General features: G+C 36.8%; 20 protein-coding genes and 2 riboswitches. Of the genes, 11 read left to right on the forward strand and 9 right to left on the reverse strand.

Annotated features, from left to right (window positions below):
- Positions 1-273: 273 nt before the first annotated feature.
- Positions 274-1,668 (reverse strand): L-cystine transporter, encoded by a 1,395-nt coding sequence (locus tag NSQ74_RS02145; RefSeq protein ID WP_340821293.1) that lies wholly within the window; start codon positions 1,666-1,668, stop codon positions 274-276.
- Between the two features lie 193 nt (positions 1,669-1,861).
- Between NSQ74_RS02145 and NSQ74_RS02150 the strand changes: the two genes are divergently transcribed.
- Positions 1,862-2,623: a glucose 1-dehydrogenase gene (locus NSQ74_RS02150; RefSeq protein WP_340821294.1), complete on the forward strand. Its 762-nt coding sequence runs from the start codon at positions 1,862-1,864 to the stop codon at positions 2,621-2,623.
- A 42-nt stretch (positions 2,624-2,665) separates the two neighbouring features.
- Here the strand turns inward: NSQ74_RS02150 and NSQ74_RS02155 are convergent, their stop codons facing one another.
- Both NSQ74_RS02155 and NSQ74_RS02160 read right to left on the reverse strand, forming a co-directional pair.
- Positions 2,666-3,616 (reverse strand): GGDEF domain-containing protein, encoded by a 951-nt coding sequence (locus NSQ74_RS02155; RefSeq protein WP_340821295.1) that lies wholly within the window; start codon positions 3,614-3,616, stop codon positions 2,666-2,668.
- Positions 3,582-4,475, reverse strand: coding sequence for an EAL domain-containing protein (locus tag NSQ74_RS02160; protein WP_340821296.1), 894 nt, complete (start codon positions 4,473-4,475; stop codon positions 3,582-3,584). Before NSQ74_RS02160 ends, NSQ74_RS02155 begins: the two co-directional genes overlap by 35 nt.
- Positions 4,476-4,799: 324 nt before the next feature.
- On the opposite strand from NSQ74_RS02160, the gene NSQ74_RS02165 reads away from it, so the two are divergent.
- The 4 genes from NSQ74_RS02165 (at position 4,800) to NSQ74_RS02180 (ending at position 8,668) form a co-directional block, all read left to right on the forward strand.
- The gene (locus tag NSQ74_RS02165) at positions 4,800-4,985 is read left to right on the forward strand and encodes a hypothetical protein (RefSeq protein WP_139860532.1); all 186 of its coding nucleotides are present in this window, start codon (positions 4,800-4,802) and stop codon (positions 4,983-4,985) included.
- Positions 4,975-6,393, forward strand: a complete 1,419-nt coding sequence (locus NSQ74_RS02170; RefSeq protein WP_340821297.1) for an amidase — start codon at positions 4,975-4,977, stop codon at positions 6,391-6,393. The genes NSQ74_RS02165 and NSQ74_RS02170 overlap by 11 nt, the downstream gene beginning before the upstream one ends.
- A 135-nt stretch (positions 6,394-6,528) precedes the next feature.
- The gene (locus NSQ74_RS02175; RefSeq protein WP_340821298.1) at positions 6,529-7,686 is read left to right on the forward strand and encodes a PucR family transcriptional regulator; all 1,158 of its coding nucleotides are present in this window, start codon (positions 6,529-6,531) and stop codon (positions 7,684-7,686) included.
- Positions 7,687-7,792: 106 nt separating this feature from the next.
- On the forward strand, positions 7,793-8,668 hold the full coding sequence (locus tag NSQ74_RS02180; protein WP_340821299.1) for a DMT family transporter: 876 nt from the start codon (positions 7,793-7,795) through the stop codon (positions 8,666-8,668).
- A gap of 48 nt (positions 8,669-8,716) precedes the next feature.
- Here the strand turns inward: NSQ74_RS02180 and NSQ74_RS02185 are convergent, their stop codons facing one another.
- Together NSQ74_RS02185 and NSQ74_RS02190 are read right to left on the reverse strand one after the other, a co-directional pair.
- Positions 8,717-9,289 carry a YitT family protein gene (locus NSQ74_RS02185; protein WP_340821300.1) on the reverse strand — a complete coding sequence of 191 codons (573 nt, stop codon included), beginning with the start codon at positions 9,287-9,289 and terminating at the stop codon, positions 8,717-8,719.
- A 558-nt stretch (positions 9,290-9,847) separates the two neighbouring features.
- Positions 9,848-10,030 carry a DUF6366 family protein gene (locus NSQ74_RS02190; RefSeq protein ID WP_340821301.1) on the reverse strand — a complete coding sequence of 61 codons (183 nt, stop codon included), beginning with the start codon at positions 10,028-10,030 and terminating at the stop codon, positions 9,848-9,850.
- Positions 10,031-10,327: 297 nt separating this feature from the next.
- Here NSQ74_RS02190 and NSQ74_RS02195 point away from each other — a divergent pair, with 297 nt between their 5' ends.
- The 5 genes from NSQ74_RS02195 to NSQ74_RS02215 all read left to right on the forward strand — a co-directional run bounded on the left by NSQ74_RS02195 (position 10,328) and on the right by NSQ74_RS02215 (position 15,520).
- Entirely contained in the window at positions 10,328-11,392 is a 1,065-nt protein-coding gene (locus NSQ74_RS02195; protein ID WP_340821302.1) for an iron-siderophore ABC transporter substrate-binding protein, read from the forward strand.
- A gap of 1 nt (position 11,393) precedes the next feature.
- Positions 11,394-12,428, forward strand: coding sequence for a FecCD family ABC transporter permease (locus tag NSQ74_RS02200; protein ID WP_340821303.1), 1,035 nt, complete (start codon positions 11,394-11,396; stop codon positions 12,426-12,428).
- The gene (locus tag NSQ74_RS02205) at positions 12,425-13,456 is read left to right on the forward strand and encodes a FecCD family ABC transporter permease (RefSeq protein ID WP_340821304.1); all 1,032 of its coding nucleotides are present in this window, start codon (positions 12,425-12,427) and stop codon (positions 13,454-13,456) included. The genes NSQ74_RS02200 and NSQ74_RS02205 overlap by 4 nt, the downstream gene beginning before the upstream one ends.
- Before the next feature lies 1 nt (position 13,457).
- Positions 13,458-14,291, forward strand: a complete 834-nt coding sequence (locus NSQ74_RS02210; RefSeq protein ID WP_340821305.1) for an ABC transporter ATP-binding protein — start codon at positions 13,458-13,460, stop codon at positions 14,289-14,291.
- A 251-nt stretch (positions 14,292-14,542) separates the two neighbouring features.
- Positions 14,543-15,520, forward strand: a complete 978-nt coding sequence (locus tag NSQ74_RS02215; RefSeq protein WP_340821306.1) for a DUF2268 domain-containing putative Zn-dependent protease — start codon at positions 14,543-14,545, stop codon at positions 15,518-15,520.
- A 337-nt stretch (positions 15,521-15,857) separates the two neighbouring features.
- On the opposite strand, the gene NSQ74_RS02220 is transcribed toward NSQ74_RS02215, so the two are convergent.
- From NSQ74_RS02220 to NSQ74_RS02230, 3 genes are all read right to left on the reverse strand, one after another.
- Entirely contained in the window at positions 15,858-17,150 is a 1,293-nt protein-coding gene (locus NSQ74_RS02220) for a nucleobase:cation symporter-2 family protein (protein WP_173478826.1), read from the reverse strand.
- A complete protein-coding gene (locus NSQ74_RS02225; RefSeq protein ID WP_340821307.1) occupies positions 17,150-17,734 on the reverse strand; it encodes a xanthine phosphoribosyltransferase in 585 nt (194 codons plus the stop codon). The genes NSQ74_RS02220 and NSQ74_RS02225 overlap by 1 nt, the downstream gene beginning before the upstream one ends.
- Positions 17,735-17,868: 134 nt before the next feature.
- Positions 17,869-17,970: riboswitch (purine riboswitch) on the reverse strand.
- 217 nt (positions 17,971-18,187) lie between these two features.
- Entirely contained in the window at positions 18,188-20,011 is a 1,824-nt protein-coding gene (locus tag NSQ74_RS02230) for an APC family permease (RefSeq protein WP_340821308.1), read from the reverse strand.
- Between the two features lie 180 nt (positions 20,012-20,191).
- Positions 20,192-20,338: riboswitch (cyclic di-AMP (ydaO/yuaA leader) on the reverse strand.
- 363 nt (positions 20,339-20,701) lie between these two features.
- On the opposite strand from NSQ74_RS02230, the gene NSQ74_RS02235 reads away from it, so the two are divergent.
- Complete coding sequence (locus NSQ74_RS02235) at positions 20,702-21,967, forward strand: Nramp family divalent metal transporter (RefSeq protein ID WP_340821309.1); 1,266 nt, start codon at positions 20,702-20,704, stop codon at positions 21,965-21,967.
- A gap of 157 nt (positions 21,968-22,124) precedes the next feature.
- Here NSQ74_RS02235 and NSQ74_RS02240 read toward each other — a convergent pair whose 3' ends face one another.
- The gene (locus NSQ74_RS02240; RefSeq protein ID WP_340821310.1) at positions 22,125-22,439 is read right to left on the reverse strand and encodes a DMT family transporter; all 315 of its coding nucleotides are present in this window, start codon (positions 22,437-22,439) and stop codon (positions 22,125-22,127) included.
- Between the last annotated feature and the right edge of the window lies 1 nt (position 22,440).

The raw sequence follows: 22,440 nt of genomic DNA on the forward strand, positions 1-22,440 counted from the left end.
TATACAATTCAAAGTAAAAGCCCACGGAGACTCCTGTTGGATCTACATATCGTAAAACGAATCAGACCGCAAAACAAAACAGCGACAGTTACCGCTTACGTCATACCCGCGAAAGCGCAGTAGATTTTTACGCTTTAAAAAGCCACCTCAATCTTTAGAGGGTTTGCATTAAAGAAATCGCTTAAGCCCTTCCCTACTTTCCTTGCAATTCAATTCTACGAAAAAAAAGTATGCTAAGAATCAACTTAGCATACTTTTTCCACTTATAAAAAACTATAAATCTGCAACTTGTGCACTAACTGCTTTATTATTATACACTTCTGTATCTAATTCTTTCGTTACTCGAGCAGTTGTAACACCTGCCGTCATTGAACCACTTACATTTAGTGCAGTACGACCCATATCGATTAATGGCTCAACTGAAATTAAAATACCTGCAAGTGCAACCGGTAAGTGAAGCGCTGATAGCACAAGAATCGCTGCAAATGTCGCACCACCACCAACACCTGCTACACCGAACGAGCTAATCGCTACTACTGCAATAACAGTTATGATGAAAACAGGATCTAATGGATTAATGCCAACAGTTGGTGCAATCATTATTGCTAACATTGCTGGATAGACACCCGCACAGCCATTTTGACCAATTGATAAACCGAATGAGCCTGCGAAGTTCGCAATACCTTCTGGTACACCAAGTCTACCTGTTTGCGTTTTAATATTCATCGGTAAAGTTCCCGCACTTGAACGTGAAGTGAAGGCAAATAATAATGTTTCAAGCGATTTTTTTAAATACGTAAATGGATTTAAACCACTTAATGAAAGAATTAGTAAATGAACAAGGAACATAATAATTAATGCAACATAAGAAGCAATAACAAATTTACCTAAGTTGTAAATTGCCCCAAAATCAGATGTTGCCACTGTACGTGCCATAATTGCTAAAATACCATAAGGTGTTAAACGTAAAACAATTGTTACAACACCCATTATTAACGCGTGTATAGCATCTATACCTTTTTTAATGGTAGCTGCCATGTCTCCATCTTTTCGAGCAACACGTAAATAGGCAAAACCTAAAAATGCTGCGAATATTACAACTGCAATTGTAGATGTAGAACGAGCACCCGTTAAATCAAGGAATGGATTCGCTGGGAATAATTCAATAATTTGTGTTGGTAAATCTGGTGCAGCCATTCCCGTTGTTTTTTCTTCTAGGTATGCTCCGCGCTCTGTTTCAGCATCACCTTGCATAATTTGAGTAGCATCTAAATCAAATATTGTTGCTGAAAGAATCCCGACTGCTGCAGATACAGCTGTAGTACCGATTAAAATTGCTAAAATTAATGCAGCCATTTTCCCAAAATTTTTGCCAATTGTCATTTTCGTAAAGGCAATCAAAATAGAAATAAACACTAATGGCATTGCCACCATTTGTAGTAGTTTTACATAACCAGTACCAATGATGTTGTACCATGGCGTTGTTTCGGCTAAAACTTCCGAATCAATACCATAAAATAATTGAAGTCCTAGACCAAGTGCAATACCTAAACCTAGACCAGCAAAAACACGATTTGAAAATTTCACGTGTTTTTTGTTCATAATAACTAAAATCCCAACGCACACAAGTAACAGCGCTACGTTAAGAATAACTTGTAAAGTTGACAATAGAAGGCCTCCTAAGATGTTTTATAATAATGTAAACCGAATTATATACCTATAATCCCTATTATTCAAGTATGTTTTATTAAGATTAATAATTTTATAAATGTAAGCGGTTTATTTATTTTGATTAAACGGCTGAAAAGGAATACAATCAAATTAGTTTATAAGTAAACTGATTTCAAGGAGGAGAATGTTTATGGGAAAATTACAAGATAAAGTGGCGATTATTACAGGTAGTGGAGCAGGAATCGGTAAAGAAATAGCACGTAAATATGCACAAGAAGGTGCAAAGGTTGTCATCGCTGACTTCAATGAGGACGCATTAAATGCAACCGTTGCTGAATTTAATCATGCTGGTTTTGAGGCATTTGGTGTCAAAGTAAATGTCGCTATAGAAGAGGATATCCAAAAAATGATTGCTAATACGGTAGCTCATTTTGGTCGTATAGATATTTTAGTCAATAACGCTGGAGTTGGTGACAATATGCAGGCAGCAGCAAATGTTGAAGATGCTGTATGGCAACGTGTCATGGATATTAATGTGAGCGGCGTAATGCGTGCAATTCGACATGTATTACCAACCTTTATTGAAAATGGCGGAGGAACGATTGTTAATATGGCTTCTATCGCTGGATTAACGGGTGGTCGCGGTGGACTAGCATATACAACTGCTAAACATGCAGTTGTTGGTATGACGAAAAATATTGCTTCTCACTACGGATCGCAAAACATCCGTTGCAACGCGATTGCACCAGCACATGTAGAAACAGGTTTTGCAGCAGCGATGACTAATGTAGACCCATTCGGTATGCAACAATCTGTGCGTGGCGTTCAACTTATGCCAAAAGCAGGTCAGGTTTCAGACATTGCAAATATTGCTCTATTTTTAGCTTCTGAAGATTCTGCTCTTATTAATGGCGTAGCCTTAGCTGCTGATGCTGGTTGGAGCGCTTATTAAGATTTCTATTAAAATAGTACCGCATAATAAAAACCTACTTCGTTAGTGAACGAGGTAGGTTTTTTTGTCATTAATTAAATAACAGCTTCCATATATTTTTTTACATTCTTTTTTTAAACGTGTTACTGCATCTGACAATTGATTAACTGAAGTAAATTGCTGATACTCATTTGTAATAACAGCAATGGACAATGATGTACATGTAAAACGCTCTAATTTCCCAACTCTATTTGGGACTTGTAATTGCACCAAATCTTCAAGCTCATAAAAATCAATTATTTGGGCATCAAACTCTTCAATAATTGTTTGGCAAATGCTTGCTACTTCATAATGCGGGAGAATAGCAACAAAATCATCGCCACCTATATGCCCTAAAAAATCTTCTATTCCTGTAATGTTTCTATTAAGGATATCTGTTAAATAAAGCAAAATCTTATCTCCTCTATTAAAACCATAGGTGTCATTATAAGTTTTAAAATGATCTAAATCAAAATAAATCAGACTATATTTTTCAAGCTGTAGTGCCTTTTCTAGTTTTTCTTCAATTAACTTATTGCCAGGTAAGCTTGTCAGAGGATTTAAAAAGCTTGCAATCGCTACTTGTGTCTCTACAAGCTTTAACAGCAGTTCTCTAATACTAACTACACCCAAATATAAACCTTTTTTAATAACAATAACATCATCATATAGGTCCTCTGCTCGTCGGTCCATCGCATCCGTACTCACTTCAATAATAGGTGTACTATAATCTACAATTAGAGGATTTTCTTTCATAATAAGTTGATTTTGCCGCCCCATAAATAAGTTATAACCATAACGTGTACCAATTTTTTGATAGAAATGTGTGCGTGTAATATGTCCAATTGGTTTGCTATCTCTTACAACAACAACACTGCGCAATGATGGATTGCTCGTAAAAAGTAAATCTACTTCTTTGTTTTTTACAAATTCATCAATACTAAGAACGTTTTCTATGACTTCCCCTATCTGCATAGTCATCCACCCTTATTTCCCCAAAATGTATGTCTTTTGATGGCTTCCCTATTGCATATCCCTGTGCATAATGGATGCCAATGTCTTGTAAATAATCGAGCTCCTCTTGCCGTTCAATACCTTCTGCAATAATTTTCGTTTCTGCTTGCTCAGCGTACGTCATAAGTAATGTAACAAGCTGCTGCTGCTCACTGTTTTTATCGATAAATTGAATTAATGAGCGATCCAACTTAATAAATTCGGGCTTTAAATAAATAAGTGTTTTTAAGCTATTGTAGCCAGATCCCATATCATCCACCGCAATACGATAGCCCTGTGAACGATAATGTGATAATACTCGTTCAAACTCCACGAAATCTAACACAGCACTGCGCTCTGTTAATTCAAACACTACTTGCTGCGGCTTAATGCCTAGCTCTTTTAACAATTGTAATGTCTCACCACTATTATATTTCTTATCTAGTAATACGTTCGGATGGATATTGAGAAAGAGCATAAAATCTTTATTCAGCATTTCTCCATGAAGACGCTCTTTAAAACGTTGCAATGAAAGGTTTCGACAAAAGCATTCAAATAAAAATACGCAGTCTGTTTGCCCTACAAATTCATAAAATTGGTCGACACTACTAAATAAGTCGGAAGGCGTCGGTCGATTCAGCGCCTCAAATCCCATTGTTTCTTTCGTTTGTAAGTTCATAATTGGTTGAAAAAAAGTATGTAAATCTTTAGTCTCAATAATTTTTTTCAATGTCTTGAAACGTTTTATATATAAAGTATTGTTTTGATGCTGTTCATATAAATGATTTAAATATAAAAAGAAACTGTTTGTTTTTACGTTTTGTCTCACAGCAGACTCCATTTCACACCTCTTAAATTGGTTATTAGTTCTATTGTAAGCTTTCATTGTAAATGTGCTGTGAAGTAGTTGTAAAAAGAACAAAGTTGATTTTCAACATCGTAAAAATGGACAGGCAAATTGTTTGAGTGACTGGCACTTTCGCACTGTCAAAATTCAGAATTGTTTGAGTGACTGGCACCTTGACAAATATTTTTGTTAAATTATGATTATAGTAGAGGTATTTTTCTTTCTTTTCTGAAAATTATAGTTTGCTAGTAGATTTTTTTTAGGTCTTTATAGGACAACCTATTGAGATAAATTATTTTTCAAGGGAGGATCATGTTAATGAGCTTGTCTATTCAACAACTATTGGAGAACAAAGGAATTACAGCAAAATCTGAACACCTTGAACTACTAAAAACGCGGTGGGAAAGTATGCAATCACTTCGTAGCAATTTAGAAGGCATTGCAATTGATGATGCAGATATTGCTATTCGCAATATACCTGGAGGTGACCATATTGAAAACTGATTTACATTTAAAATCTGTAGAAGAACTGGCGCCATTAATCGAAAACAAAACACTTTCTCCTGTCGAATTGACGAAAGAAATTTTAAATTTTGCTGAAGAAAGCCAGCCAAAAATTAATTCTTACATGGCCTTTTACCACGAAGAGGCTATAGAGAATGCCAAATTGGCAGAGCAAGAAATTATAAATGGAAATTACCGAGGAATGTACCATGGAATTCCGATGGCACTAAAAGATAATTTATACTTTAAAGATAAAATAACGACGATGTCTTCAAAAATTCATAAAGATTTCGTCTCAAATTATGATGCGACCGTTGTTGAAAAGCTTCGGGATGCAGGTGTTATTTTCACAGGGAAATTAAGTATGCACGAATACGCATGGGGCATTACAAATAATAATCCTCATTATGGACCTGTACGTAACCCATGGGATCTTGATAAAATTCCTGGCGGCTCAAGTGGTGGTTCAGGAGCAGCAGTAGCGGCAGGTGCAAGTGTAGCCTCATTGGGAACAGATACAGCAGGTTCTATCCGCATCCCTTCTTCAGCGTGTGGTATCGTTGGCTTAAAACCTACTCATGGTCGTGTAAGTAAATTTGGTTGTTACCCGCTTGCTTGGAGTTTAGATCATATTGGACCTATGACAAAAACGGTAAAAGACGCCGCAGCTATGCTCGAGATTATTTCAGGCTTCGATCATCGAGACCCTACATGTGTAGATGTACCTGTAGATAATTATTTAAATCAGCTTTCTGGCAATGTGAAAGATTTAGTCATTGGTGTTAATGAGGATTATTTCTTTAACCGCGTTGACTCAGACGTTGAACGTGCGGTTCGCGCAAGTATTCAAAATCTAGTAGACCAAGGAGCAAAGGTGGAAGTTGTCAAAATCCCATCCTTGCAATATGCAGAATGGGCAGAGCTCGTTACTTCCCTATCTGAGGCGTCTGCTATCCATCACTCAGATTTACAAAAGAGACCACAAGATTTCGGTGATGATATTCGTCTGTTATTTGAGCTAGGTGAATTACCTTCAGCTGTTGATTATTTACAAGCTCAACAAGTACGTAGACAAATTAAACAAGAGTTTACGCAAATATTCAATCAAGTGGATGTCTTAATTTCACCGACATTACCAATTGTTGCGAATACAATTGGCGATGACTTTGCAGAGCTAAACGGCGAAAAGGTCGACTTAATCGACAATATTATTCGCTTCACTGGGCCAAGTAACTTAACTGGATTACCAGCACTTTCTGTTCCATGTGGATTTAAAGGGAATTTGCCAATCGGCTTACAAATTATTGGACCAGCATTTAACGAAGGTCGTATCCTAAACGTAGGCTATGCAATTGAGCAAACAAATCCATTAAAAAATCGAAAGCCTAACCTTTTTGCTAACATTTAAAAAATATGTAGCCGTCCATTCGTGGGCGGTTATTTTTATTCATTGCAAATAAAAGCCAACAACTATATTCATTTATCCTAAAATGATGGTACGATACTTAATAATAAATTACTGGAAAGGTTGCTAGATTCCCTAATGAACGTAAAAAACTTTTTGCAATTACCTATTACAAAGGATTTTACAGTAGTTGCAGGTAGCAACGGTTTACATAAACCTGTCCAAAATGTTGAAATTCTAGATTTTGAATTTTCACCTGATATTGAAACTGTTCGAGAAACGATATTTACACCAAATAGTGTAATACTCAGCAGTTTATTATTTGCAAAACAACAACCCGATTATTTATTAAATGCTGTGAAAAGCCTTATTCAGTTAGAAGCTAGTGCATTAGCTTATAAGCCCGTTATTTATAATGATTTACCAGATGAGGTACTCGCTTTAGCAAACGCACATCATTTCCCGATATTGCGATTCGGTGGAGACGAATTTTTCGAAAAAATCATTTTAGAAACAATGGCATACGCAAAAACACAAGACTATGCTTTCTTTTTAGAAACAATTATGAAACGCCTTATTAATGAAGAAGTTACTGATGAACAAATTACATCTTTTTTACAACAATTGAACAAGCCGTTTGAAAAATATATGTTCGTAGCAAATCTTCAGATGAAGTCATTAACAAATGCCGAATGGATGCAACCATTTTTACAATTAGAGCTACTATTAAAATCAGGCGTAATTTGTAAATATAAAAATAGCATCTTCATTTTGGTGACAAATCAATCACAACATTTTCAATTCGAGAAATTTCTTAATGAATGGCTCACAATGTATGATTTATCAACAGACGAGCTGATTGTTGGTTATAGTCAAGTACATGTCACACAAACTGAGCTTCACCTTGCTGTGCGAGAAGCTTTCTTCGCCCGCATAATGGCTGAAATGGATATGACCCCTACTTGTCACTACAATCATCTTGGATCAGATATTTTACTTATTGAATTACATCGGAAAGACCCACATTTCGTTATGAACTATGTAAATGACTATCTAGGGCCATTACTAGATGAAAAAGCAGATGTAGATTTAATCAACACTGCAATCACTTATATCTTAAAAAAGGGTAATATTAAAGAAGTAGCAGTAGCACACTTTTGCCATCCAAATACTATACGATATCGCATGACAAAAATACGCCAATCAGTAGCACCGTTGGATAATGATTATGTATTTTATGAACGCTTATCTGCAGCCGTTAAATTGTACTTATTACATAGCAAAATAGCAGATTAAATAGAGCTTTGGAATAAGTACAAAAAAACGCCTGGAATTTTAGAATCAAAGTCAAATTATTTTCTTTCTTCTCATGCTATTCTTATTGGAGTAAGGAGGAAGAAAGATGAAACAATACATAGCTGATGGCATGCTACTGACAACCGCTATCGTTTGGGGCAGTGGATTTGTTATAACGGCCATTGCACTAGAATATTTAACTGCTTATCAAGTAATGGCAGGTAGGTTTTTATTAGCTTCGATTATACTAACTGTAATATTTGGATATAAATTAAAAAAAGCAACAAAATCAGTTGTTTGGAAAGGTGTTTTACTAGGAACGATATTGTATATTGCCTTCGCACTCCAAACGGTTGGTTTACAATATACAACTCCTTCTAAAAATGCATTTTTAACCGCTGTCAATGTGATTGTCGTTCCGCTCATTGCCTATGCCGTTTATAAACGCCGTATTGATGGATACGAAATCATCGGCTCCATCATAGCTATTGTCGGAATCGGCTGTTTATCATTACAAGGTTCCTTAACGATGAATATAGGCGATGCTCTTTCTTTAGCTTGTGCTGTGGCCTTTGCTTTTGATATCTTTTGTACAAACCTTTTTGTTCAAAAAGAAGATGCAATAGCGCTAACAATTATTCAATTTATTACGGCCTCCGCTATCGGTATTTTGGTCGTTGTCAGTCAAGGTGATATTCCCGCTTCTCTTGAAAAAGAAGCTATTTATTCACTCATTTATTTAGGTATTTTTTCAACTACTATTGCTTACCTTTTTCAAAACGTGGCAAATCAATATACGTCTGCTACAAAGGCAGCCATTATCCTGTCAACAGAATCCTTTTTCGGAATGGTGTTATCGGTCATATTTTTACATGAAGTACTAACAAGCCGAATGGTTATAGGAGCAGTGTTAATTTTACTAGCTATTTTAATTGCTGAAGTGAAGCCCGCCTATCCAAAGAAACGGATAATGAATAACTGACAATAATGCTCCCCTACAAATAGTTTCAGTTTATGCTGAAGCTATTTTTTATTTTGCATGACTGGTTATCATACTTGTAGTAATACCGACTACTAATACGGTAATAATCGAAAGGATTAATGTATTTGAAGACAAAAGCAGCCCACCTAAAACAATAACAATTGAATCAATAAAAAAAATAAGAACCCCTACATTTATGCCTGTTTTATCACATAAAAACTGTGCAACAAGATCTGTCCCACCAGTGCTTGTCTGAAATCGAAGCATTAAACCAATGCCAAAGCCAACTAAAATCCCTCCTAATATCGCGCTATAAATGGCATCGATTTGAACCAAATTTCTTAAAGGCTTCAACAGGTCAATGATAAAAGACGAGCCAATTAACCCATGCACACTATTGTAAAAATAGGTTCTGTATTTAAACCAAGCAATGATGAATATCGGAATGCTTAAAATAATAATCATTAGCCCGATTTTCAATTTATACAAATAGTACAAAATGAGCGCTACTCCTACAACGCCTCCATCTAGTATTTGATAGGGTGTTAAGAATAGATTAATGCCTAAGGATATACAGATACTACCTATTATGATGACCAAGCCCTTCTTCAGAAAAAACATATAACCCCCCTCCGAAACTAAGCATGTACTTATAGTATGAAAGAAATGAATTGAACATGTTTTGGACTTTACTATATGTGAAAATAAAAGTATTTTCACAAAACACCCCGTTTACATTTCTTTGCATTTAAACATATACTAAAATATCTTATTTGAAATAAATGAAGTGTATACATATAAATGTAGGGAGGATAAAAAATGAAAAAAGAAAATGTAATATCTTCCTATATTATAGAAGAGAAAGTGTTTCGGGGTTATGATTACCGGATAATGTGACTGCCAAGCAAATCGTTCATCTGTTAAACGAGCAACAAATCTATGTGGATGATGCCTCTAGAATATTTTTGCCACAATATAAAAAGGAAAGTATTCTGCGATTATGTATTTCTCAAGTGAATGAAAGCTAAATCAAATTCAGTATTGAACGATTGGCTAACTGTATTACTTTAATTAATAGTAGAAAGCATCACCAAGCACAAAAAACCCTTTTACATCAAAAACATCCCTAAAAAACTAACCTCCCTTTTTAAAAAAGACAGGGAGGTTAAAATCTTAACTTTAATTTGTACATGCTCTTACCAACAAAATCATAACTATTATAATAACAATCGAACCAATATTAATTAAACAACCGCTGCTAGGTGCACCTGTATGAGCTTGAGCCGCTGCACTGTTCAAAGCACCACCAGGATTTTTTTGCTGTTCTTTTACTTTTAAATTTTCTCGTTCTTTTTCTGACATGGAAGCCCCCCATTTTTCGAATTAGAACCGTTTCTTACTTCTTCATACTATCACTTCAAATAACCCATCGCGTATTAAATCAGCGTATTCATCCATTCAACTATTTTGCTGTCCAATTAAGTTTTCATTGTAATAACATTAAAAGAATCTACTATATACAAGCAAAAGAAAAAATGCTTAGTATTCGCAATTTTTAATATAAAAAATAAACTATTGAAATATATATGTAATGATTATATACTACTATCGATAGTGATAATCATTATCAATTATTTTATTACTAGGAGTGTAACTAATATGAATTCAAAGCGTTTTTATTCATTATTTACAATGTTATTAATAGCTGTTTTTTCTTTTGCTTTAGCGGGATGCGCTGATAAAGAATCTGGCACTGAGTCTACAGATTCAAAAGGTTCAACGGAAAAGTCTGATTCAGAGGCTTCTGACACACAGTATCCAATCGTAATTAAGCATGCATTTGGAGAAACTGTGATCGAAAAGAAACCAGAGCGTGTTGCGACTATTGCATGGGCAAACCATGATGTTGCATTAGCGCTTGATGTTGTTCCAGTGGGCTTCTCAGCTGCAAACTATGGGGTACAAGATGATAGCGGTATGCTACCATGGACAGCTGAAAAGTTAAAAGAGTTAGGAGAAACAAAACCAAATGTATACCAAGATACCGATGGTTTAGATTTCGAGGCAATTTCTGACTCAAATCCAGATGTAATCTTAGCTGCTTATTCAGGAATTACACAAGAGGACTACGATACATTAAGTCAAATTGCGCCAGTTGTGGCATACCCAGAAATTCCATGGGTGATTTCATGGCGTGACCAAATCCTATACAATGCAAAAGGTATGGGTATGGAAAAAGAAGGTAAGCAATTAATTGCTGATACTGAAAAGCTAATTGCTACAAAGGCAAGTGAAAAACCAGAATTAAAAGGTAAAAAAGCTGCCTTTGCTATGTTTAATGCAACAGATCTATCTAAGTTTTATATTTATACACCAGAAGATCCTCGTGGGGAGTTTTTAGAGGAATTGGGTATGGCGTATCCACAAAGTATTAAAGATCAAATTACAGATAAATCTAGCTTCTATATCGAATTAAGTGCTGAAAATGCAGATGCTTTAAAGGATGCTGAAATTTTTATCACTTATGGTGACGATAAAACATTAGCTGCATTACAAGCTGATCCAATTTTAGGAAAAGTGCCAGCAATCCAAAATGGTTCAGTAGTAGTGATAACTGATAATACGCCATTAGCTGCAGCAGGTAACCCAAACCCTCTATCAATTCAATATACAATTGACGAGTACTTAACATTAATCTCTGATGTTGCGAAAAAGCTGAAATAATATGATGAATACATCCGTTTCAGAAAATAAGCATGTATTGATGCCACGTAACTTTGGCAAGCTTATCATTTTGCTTGCAATATTACTTTGCCTTAGTGTAATCGCATCGCTTGTATTTGGTTCTCGGATGATTACTTGGACTCAACTTCTGGATGGTTTATTCCATTCAGAAGTTGCTTCTCATGAAGCAAATGTTGTTCGGCAAAGAATTGTTCGAACTATTTTTTGTTTTTTGTGTGGTGCTGCTTTAGGTGTTTCAGGTGCCTTAATGCAGTCTGTAACGCGTAATCCTATTGCGGATCCAAGTATATTAGGAGTGAATACAGGGGCATCTTTATTTGTTGTTTGTGGGATTGCCTTTTTTAATATTAGTTCTGCAAATCAATATATTTGGCTGGCAATAGTGGGTGCAATGATTACCGCTATTTTTGTGTTTACTGTTGGTTCAATTGGTAGTGGAGGGGCAACACCGATAAAGCTCGTCTTAGCAGGAGCTGCGACGAGTGCCATATTATCATCACTAGTAGTGGCCGTTATGATTCCACGTACAAATGTTATGGATCAATTTAGATTTTGGCAAGTTGGCAGTGTAGGTTCAGGTAGCTGGGATAATATCAAACTGTTTATTCCGTTTTTACTAATTGGGCTTTGTATAGCTATCTTCTCTGCACCTGCATTAAATGCGCTAGCACTAGGAGATGAAGTGGCGACTGGCTTAGGTGTAAAAACTGGGACAATCCGACTTCTCGCTTCATTTGGTGGCGTTTTATTATGCGGTGTGGCAACAGCATTAGCTGGGCCAATCGGGTTTATCGGATTGTTGGCGACTCATTTAATTCGATTAATTATCGGTCCAGATGTGCGTTATGTTATTCCGCTTTCTGCATTAGCTGGGGCTATTATTTTAACGATTGCTGATGTGTGCGGAAGACTATTAGGGAGTCCAAGTGAGCTTGAAGTAGGTATTGTTACGGCCTTCATTGGAGCTCCTCTATTAATTTTTATTACAATGAAAGCGAAAATGCGTGCATTATGATGAATGAAACAATGAATTCTATTTATAGCTCAAGAATGAAACGAAAACGTCGTTTCCTACTCATGACGTGCTTGCTAACAGTTATTTCTATTGTACTTATGAGTTTGATGCTCATGCTTGGCAATACAATTTATCCAGTAAAGGATGTTGTAGGCGTATTATTAGGTGAGGATGTCAAAGGTGCGTCCTTTGCTGTAGGTACAATCAGATTACCACGGATGATAGTTGGACTATTTTCAGGCTTTGCATTCGGTGTTGGTGGCTACGTTTTCCAAACGATGCTACGAAATCCATTGGCTAATCCTAACGTAATTGGGATTACTGCTGGATCTAGCGCTGCTGCTGTCTTTTGTATTATTGTCCTGCATGCAAGTAATGCATTCGTATCGATTGCATCTGTAATTGGCGGACTTTTAACTGCTATCGTTATTTTTTTATTGTCGAAAAGTAGCTCGTTCTCAATCGGTCGATTAATTTTAATCGGTATCGGTATTCAAGCGATGTTAAATGCTTTTATTTCCTACTTAATGGTCATTGGTAATACGCATGACCTCCCTTCAGCTATGCGTTGGTTAAGTGGCAGTTTGAATGGTGCAAAAATGGAGAACCTTTATCCATTAATCATAACAGTGTGTATTTGTACACCAATTGTTATTTATTTTGCTAGTAGATTAGAAATATTAGAGCTCGGTGAGCAAGCAGCGACATCACTTGGGGTTGATACGAACAAAACGAGATTGGTGCTCTTGCTTAGCTCGGTTTTAATGATTGCGTTGGCTACAGCAGCTGCCGGTCCGATTGCATTTGTTGCATTTTTAGCAGGTCCAATTGCTAAAAAAATTGTGGGCGTAGGCTTTTCAAATATCGTTCCTGCTGGCTTGGTTGGGGTTATTTTAGTATTAGCTGCAGATTTAATAGGTCAGTTCGCATTTGAGACCAGATATCCTGTTGGCGTAATTACAGGGATTATCGGTGCACCGTATTTAATTTATTTATTAATTCGTATCAATCGAAAAGGAGATTTATAATATGAAGCCAACACATACATTTCGAGCGGAACAAATTACTGCCGGTTACGAAAATAAAACGATTTTACAAGATGTGAGTGTAACGATTCCTAGCAATAAAATTAGTATTATTATTGGTGCGAACGGCTGCGGTAAATCTACGCTTTTAAAAACGATGGCGCGATTAATTAAGCCGACTTCCGGACAAGTGACGTTAGATGGGCAACCGATTCAAAAAATGCCTCCGAAGCAACTTGCTAAAGTGCTAGGCTTATTACCACAATCCCCTATCGTTCCAGAGGGAATTACAGTTGCGGATTTAGTTGGTAGAGGTAGATTTCCTCATCATAGCTTTTTAAAAGGTTGGTCAAAAAAAGATTATGAGGCTGTAGCAGAAGCAATGGAAATGATGAACATTACGGAATTTGCTGATCGCCATATTGATGAACTATCAGGTGGTCAAAGACAGCGTGTATGGATTGCAATGGCATTAGCGCAACAGACTGATATTTTATTTTTGGATGAGCCTACAACGTATTTAGACATTACGTACCAAGTAGAAATTTTAGATTTACTGACAGATTTAAATCGTAAGTATGGTACGACAATTGTCATGGTGTTACATGATATTAACTTATCAGCACGTTATGCAGACTATATTTTCGCTCTACATGAAGGGCAGCTAGTAGCAGAAGGTACACCATCTGACATTATTACAAATGGTTTAATTAAAGATATTTTCGCACTTGAATGTATGGTTATCGAAGATCCAGTTTCAAATTCACCATCCGTCGTGCCAATTGGACGACACCACAACCAGGTTGATAAGATAGCACTTAAAACAATGTCAAGCTAGCTTCAGCAACTATAATGAGCTGAATCAGTGATTTGAGCGGCTATATACGCCATCAATTCTTCAAGACAAGGGAAATTGAACGGGAATTAAACTCCTGTTCAATTTCCCTTGTCTTGTCTCTATAGGCGTAAAAGGAAATTCACGCTAAAAGTACAAAAAAAAGCTTTTCTTCAATAATCATTCAATATGGTATTATAGGTTATAATTGGAATTATAAATAATTATTAACTTTTATTTTTCAGAGGAGGATAATGTTGAAATTTAAAATAGGGAACTTATTTATTCTATGTCTATTACTATTGATACTAACTTCCTGCATACAAACTGAAAAAGGTAGGAACATTCCCGAGAAAGAGCAAAAAATAGATTACAAAGAGATGGTGTTTGCATTTGAACACCCGCAGACCAAACAAAAGTACAAAATCATTCATGTTAATCAACTGTTTTCTCCGTATATTGAAAAGGTCAAAGATAATCCGAATCTTTCAACCTTGGAAACCTTGGAACTATATAATAAAGAAATCATTCAACCCATCTACAAGGATTGCTTTGAAAATGGAGAATACTTTCATATGGCAGAAACCATTCTTAATACGGCTCCTACTGGATTAACAGATTTACAAGTGATAAGTGATAAAATGGACACTCGTAAAATCGAAATCAATCAAATCATTCAAGAATCTCTATTAAAATCCGCAGACCTCCTACCGTCTCAAAGTGATGTAGCAGTTTGCGTCTTCCCTTACTCTAAAAATTATATGGACCCGTTCACAGTTGGCGCAGGGAAAATTATCCTCCCCTATCCAAATGAAATGGATGATAGTATAAAGTTAACCGTTGCCCATGAATACCATCACAGCGTTTGGGCAGAAAAATATTTTAGGAAGGATGACTGGGCTTCTATTTTGGATAATGTAGTCTTTGAAGGAAAAGCTGAAATGTTTAAAAGGTCCGTTTACCCAGACTACGGTTATACAGCAGCGACTTTAACTTACGACAAGAAATTATGGTCTAAAGTTGAACCTGATTTAAATAAATACGATTTTAATCGCACATTAGAAATTTTATATGGCGGAAAAGGGTTACCGTATGCTTACGGTTACAGTGAAGGCTACAAGATGGTTAAATCCTACCTTGACTTGAATCCCGATAAAACCCCAGAAGATTGGACAGCATTAAGCGCACAAGAAATTTTTGAAAAAGGGAAATACCTGGAACACTACAAATAACTTCGATTATACTGGCCCCATTTTTGAAGAGTAAACAATGAAGTGCATTGAATTCAACAAATAAATTGTGTAAACAGCAAGCAAAAACGCTCAGATTGTAACAATGAGCGTTTCTAGTTTTAACCTTCACATTCAGGTTAATGTCCAAAAGAACTTGGTTGCATTATGCCTTTAATATACATAGTTTTTACTGAGTTTCCCTCACCCTAATAGCTGATTTATTGTACAGCCCATACTCATTTAGCATAAAAAAATGCCACCTCCTCAATCTAAGTTAATAGATAAAGAAGATGACAATATTTAATCCATCAAATTTCAATGAACGTTTATTTAATGTTTACCCATGCATCGGGTCATTTTTATGCTTTGGCCCAATCATGTTAAATAAGATATTTAAAATAATCGCTGTTACCGAACCACATACGATACCGTTAGACGTTAAGATTGCTACACCTGGAGGTAATGATGCGAAAATATCTGGAACAACCGATACACCGACACCAAGACCGACAGCAATCGCTGCAATCATCGCGTTTTCCGCTGATTCATTCATAACAGGTACTAGCATACCCATACCTTGCGTTATGACCATACCGAACATTGCTAACATTGCCGCACCAAGTACTGGTGTTGGGATAATCGTTGTTAATGCTGCGATTTTTGGTAAGAAGCCAAGTGCTACAAGGAAGGCACCTGTTAGGTAAATGACTTTGCGATCTTTTACACCAGACATACGCGTAAGTCCCACGTTTTGAGAGAATGTTGTATATGGGAAGGCATTGAAAATACCGCCGATAACAGAAGCAAGCCCCTCTGAACGATAACCACGTGCTAAATCTTTTGAATCTAGTTTTTTATTGCAAATATCGCTAAGTGCAAAATAAACACCTGAAGATTCTACTAAAGAAACCATCGCTACAAGCGTCATTGTCAGAATCGCTGTTGCATCAAATGTTGGCATTCCAAAATAAAATGGTTGCACCATGTGGAATACACCAGCATCTGAAACGGGCGTGAAATCCACCTTGCCCATAAATCCGCCTAATACCGTCCCTGCAACTAATCCAATTAAAATTGAAATTGCACGAGCAAAGCCTGTTGTAAAGCGATAAACGACTAAAATAATAACTAAAGTAATAAATGCTAAAGCAACATTTGAACCCGATGCGAAATCTGCTGCACCTTGTCCACCCGCCATATTGTTTAACGCAACTGGTAATAAAGAAATACCAATAATTGATACGACTGAACCTGTTACAACTGGTGGGAAAAATTTCACAAGCTTACCGAAGAAGCCTGCGATGACCATTACAATTAAACCTGATGCAATGATAGAACCATAAATATCTGTAATGCCTTGTTCAGGGTTTGTCCCAATTGCAATAATTGGACTAACCGCTGTAAACGTACAGCCTAGAACTACTGGTAAACCAATACCGATAAATTTGCCTGAATACACTTGAAGTAATGTTGCGATACCACACATCATTATGTCAATTGCTACTAAATAAGTCATTTGCTTTGAATCAAAACCTAAAGCCCCACCGATAATAAGCGGTACTAAAATAGCACCTGCATACATCGCAAGTAAATGTTGAATAGCTAGCGTAGTTGACTTAAAGGCATTCATTATGCACGATCCTCCGTGGCAAACGTTACTTTACCATCTTCTAAAGAATCCACAATTGCTAATGATTCTACACGAACACCTTGCTCACGTAATAATTTACCGCCGTCTTGGAAGCCTTTTTCAATGACAATGCCGACACCAACGACAGTTGCGCCTGCTTGAGCTGCAATATCAAGTAAGCCTTTTACCGCTTCACCATTTGCTAAGAAATCGTCGACAATTAAAATATTGTCATCTTTATTTAAGAAATTACATGATACTGAAATTTCATTTGTTTCGTTTTTTGTGAAAGAATGTACCTTTGAAGAATAAAGATTGTCTGATAATGTTAAAGATTTACGTTTACGTGCAAATACTACTGGTGCACCGATTTCAAGCCCTAGCATTACAGAAGGTGCAATTCCTGAAGACTCGATTGTTAATACTTTTGTAATGATGTCATCAGAGAAGCGATTTGCAAACTCATGCCCAATCTCTTTCATAAGTAGTGGATCAATTTGGTGGTTTAAAAAAGAGTCAACTTTTAATACAGACGAAGATAAAACTTTACCTTCCTGCTTAATTTTGTCGTGTAATAACTTCATTGCTGTTTTCCTTCTTTCTTATAAAATAATAAAAAAAGCGCTAAATACTTTGATTCCATTCATCTACGAGTGGAGCAAGGCATTCAGCGCATAAACGTCGAAATAAATAGAAAACATCATCTCTAGTATGAATTTTCTAAAACAATGCTACCCATAGTCGATTCATTTACGGTAAATCGGTAGAAACTTACGAGCCATATTCTCGCTATTATATGAGTGAAATAGTATTAAGCTGTATGAACTTCCTTATTATAAATATCCATTTTTATAATTTCAATATGAATATGCATAATAAGCTGATACTTTACTTCATTCGGCAGAGGCTTATATCTACAACCGAACAAAGTTTAAATTTTCGGAATTTAATGGTATTTACGCATTTTTTTGGCGTAAACGTTCGTGTTTTCAATCAATGCTCTGATTATATCAGACTATTTTCGACCTTGCTAGTCATTATTTCGATAAATGGAAAGGTACAGTCATAATGACGACATTTTTGTGAAATAACAGCGATGTTCGAATTAATAGACTAGATTGATTGTGTAGCATATGCTGCCAACCTTTCTTCGGTAAAAACTGCGGAATAACGACTGTTACTTGGTAGTCCGATTTCGCATATTGGTGTTCCACTTTATCGATAAACTTTTTCAAAGGCTGTGTAATGCTACGATATGGCGAATAATAAGTGACAAGTCGCACATCTGGTTGCCACGCTTTCCACTTTTCTTCAAAGGCTTTTGCATCCGCTTGATCGAATGCTACATAAAAGGCTATTATTTTATCAACATTTAAAGATTGCGCATAGTGCAGTGAATTTTCCACCACTTTCGTAATACCCGCTACCGGCACGACAAAGACATTCCCCTCAACTTTCAGTAATGCTTCTCCATTTAGTCGTAGTTGTTCCCCGACTGCATTGTAGTGATGCTTAATGCGATGAAACATCCAAATAATAAGCGGTAAAAAGATGAATACCGGCCATACTTGAGGTAGTTTTGTGACAAAAAACATCATCGCCACTACAAAAGAAATGACTGCCCCTATTGTGTTGATAACAAATTTCATAACCCAGCCATTAGGCTTTTCACGCCACCATTTACGCATCATCCCAGACTGCGCTAATGTAAATGGTATAAATACACCTACTGCATAGAGTGGAATTAAATGCTCTGTTGTGCCATCAAACAAAATAATAAGCACAATAGCTGCTAGCCCAAGCATCATGATCCCATTTGAATAGCCAAGTCGATCGCCACGGATTTGAAATATTCTTGGAATAAAGCCGTCTTTCGATAAATTGACTGCCAGTAAAGGAAATGCTGAATAGCCAGTATTCGCAGCAAGCACTAAAATCATTGCTGTTGTTCCTTGCACAATATAATAAAATACATTGCGTCCCACACTCGCTTCGGCAATTTGCGAAACAACCGTTGCTTGTGCATTTGGAGCGACTCCGTAGAAATAAGCTAAGCTTACAATGCCAATAAATAATACTGCTAAAATACTACCCATCGCTAATAGCGTTTTTGCTGCATTAACGGGTGCAGGACTTTTGAAATTCGGAATTGCATTAGATATTGCCTCTACACCAGTTAATGCCGAGCTTCCTGAGGCAAATGCCTTTAATAATAAAAACAAACTAATGCCCGCAACTGGCGTTCCAATTTTAGGATGTAAATCAGCTGGCACTTGCCCTGTTGCTACATTATAGATTCCTATGCCAATGAGCAATATCATCACAACGACGAATAAATAAACAGGGTACGCTAAAATAGACGCTGATTCCGTAACCCCACGTAAATTTAAAATCGTTAAGCAAATAACAAAAAACACAGCAATCGGAACGTTATAAGCATGCAAACTTGGGAATGCTGAAGTAATAGCATCTGTCCCTGCTGATACACTTACAGCGACAGTTAAAATATAATCAACGAGTAATGACCCACCCGCTACTAGACCTGCATTCACACCTAAATTTTCGCGGGACACGACATATGCCCCACCACCATGTGGATATGCGAAAATAACTTGTCGATACGATAAAGTGAGTGCCACAAGTAGCACTACTACCCCTGCCGCAATCGGTAACGAATACCAAAAGGCAACCGTACTGACAGTCATGAGCACAATTAAAATTTGCTCTGGACCGTATGCAACTGATGACAATGCATCAGAAGATAATATGGCCAGTGCCTTTGTTTTACTAAGCTTTTGTTCCCCTAATGCATCGGATTTCAATGGTTTACCGATAACATAACGTTTGAATGAGGATTTCATCCTTAACACCTTCTAGATTCATAGAGTGTGTTTCGCATTTCTAAATCGATTACACCTTTCGCATAATCGGTCTCTTTATATCTACTGGGGCTTTTTCGTACAGAATGCCATCAAAAAAAACGCCTACAAGTCATCACTAAATACGACTTGTAGACGCTCTAACGTCTGACAAGCTCCAACTTTTCTGCTCTTAACGCTTACGAGGTTAGCTGTCGGATTCGGGCCTGAGTAGCCCTACTCTTTAAAAAGAGATTCACCCCAAGAATTGTTTAAACAATCCACTAAAATTGGGTCCCCCGCGTTTAATTGCTTCAGCGATTTAGAAATTTGAAACTTTTATAATGATGTCATATTACGCCTGTAAATTAAAAAAGTAAAGAAGATATTGCCCGGTTTTCGTAAATTTTTTCTTATTCTCAGAGACAAGCTTTTATCAGCTGTTTATCGGCGATTCGGCGTGGTTTATCGACGATTCTTACCGGTTTACTGGCGATTCGGCTGGCTTTACTGGCGATTTTCACTGGTTCACGGGCGATTCGGCTCATTTTATCGGCGATTTTCAAAATTTATAAAAAATTTATGAGCAAACTTCTTCACATTTTTTAATTCTAGCTATAGAATAGTAGTATTATTATTTTCCCACAGGAAACTTTATTTCATTTACGATACTTTTTGAAACGAGGGAACAAGATGGCCTATAAACAAATTACAAAACCGGCAGCCCAAGCTGTTTTAGATGGAGACATAAAAGGCTGGCGACGAATTTTACCCTTTCTAGGTCCGGCATTTATTGCAGCTGTTGCCTATATAGATCCCGGCAACTTTGCTACAAATATTACCGCTGGCTCTCAGTATGGTTATTTACTACTTTGGGTTATTGCCTTTTCAAATTTAATGGCTGTACTGATTCAATCTTTATCAGCAAAACTCGGTATTGCTACCGGAAAAAACTTGCCAGAAGTAGCAAGGGAGAATTTTTCTAAAAAAACTTCTATATTTTTATGGATACAGGCTGAACTTGTAATCATTGCAACCGACCTCGCTGAATTTATCGGTGCTGCCCTCGGTCTATATTTATTATTTGATATTCCGATGCTACCTGCCGCACTTATTACTGCAATTGGTTCTTTTGCAATTTTAGAGCTACAGCGTAGAGGCTTTAGAGCTTTTGAAGCGGGCATTTCGGGTATGGTGCTAATTGTTGTGCTAGCATTTGCGTTCCAAACATTTTTAGCCCAACCGGATTGGGGCGAAGTGACATTAGGAATGCTGACACCACAATTTGACGGTGTCGATTCACTCTTACTTGCAACAGGTATATTAGGAGCTACTGTGATGCCACACGCAATCTATTTACATTCTTCCTTAACACAAAATCGTGTGGTTGGTCGTAATGACAACGAAAAACGACGTATTTTCCGATTTGAGTTTATCGATATTGTGATTGCAATGATTATTGCTGGTGCGATTAACATGAGTATGCTAATCATTGCAGCAGCAGTGTTCCATACGCAAGGCTTAGTAGTCGAAGATTTAGATATCGCCTATAACGGTTTACGAGAAGCTCTTGGACCAATGGCGGCTGTGTCTTTCGGACTTGGATTACTCATTGCAGGGCTTGCAAGCTCTTCTGTTGGGACATTAGCAGGCGACGTTGTTATGCAAGGCTTCATCCAACGAAAAATCCCTCTATATTTACGTAGAGCGATTACAATGATTCCACCTTTGGTTATTATTGCAGCAGGTGTCAATGCAACCTATGCACTTGTGTTAAGTCAAGTAATCTTATCATTCGGTATTGCATTTGCGCTTATCCCACTTGTGATGTTTACAAGTAAAAAGGACATAATGGGTAGCCTGGTCAATCACCGTATCACAACAATTCTTGGTTGGCTTGTCGTTGTAATAGTAGTTGCGTTAAATATCTACTTATTATGGGAAACGCTATTTGCTTAAATAATGATACTAGGATAAATGAGAAAAAGTGTTAGATTGATTGCGATCAATCTAACACTTTTTTATGCCGTTGCTCTCTGCTAAATTTTCACTATTGCCACATAAAAGCATTTCCAGCGCGGACTGCTGTTGAGAGGGGCGCCATGCCTATTGTATTTTAAGAAAGTGCCTTTAACCCTACAACTCCAATGATGATACAGCATACACTTGCTAAGCGGCCTTTACTTTTTGACTCACCAAAAAACATCATATTGATTAAGACTGCCCCTGCCGTACCAATACCTATCCATACTGCATAAGCCGTACTCGTTTGTAAAAATTCAAATGATTTATATAAAAAGCTAAGTGACGCAGCAAATCCCCCTACATAGAGCAGCATGCTGATAAATCCCTTTTTCGTGCTATATTTTTTCAGACCAATGACAGATACAAGTTCACTCGCTGCAGCTAAAAAAACAAAAAGCCATCCCATA

The sequence above is a fragment of the Lysinibacillus sp. FSL W8-0992 genome, from assembly GCF_038008685.1.
Classification (GTDB): Bacteria; Bacillota; Bacilli; order Bacillales_A; family Planococcaceae; genus Lysinibacillus.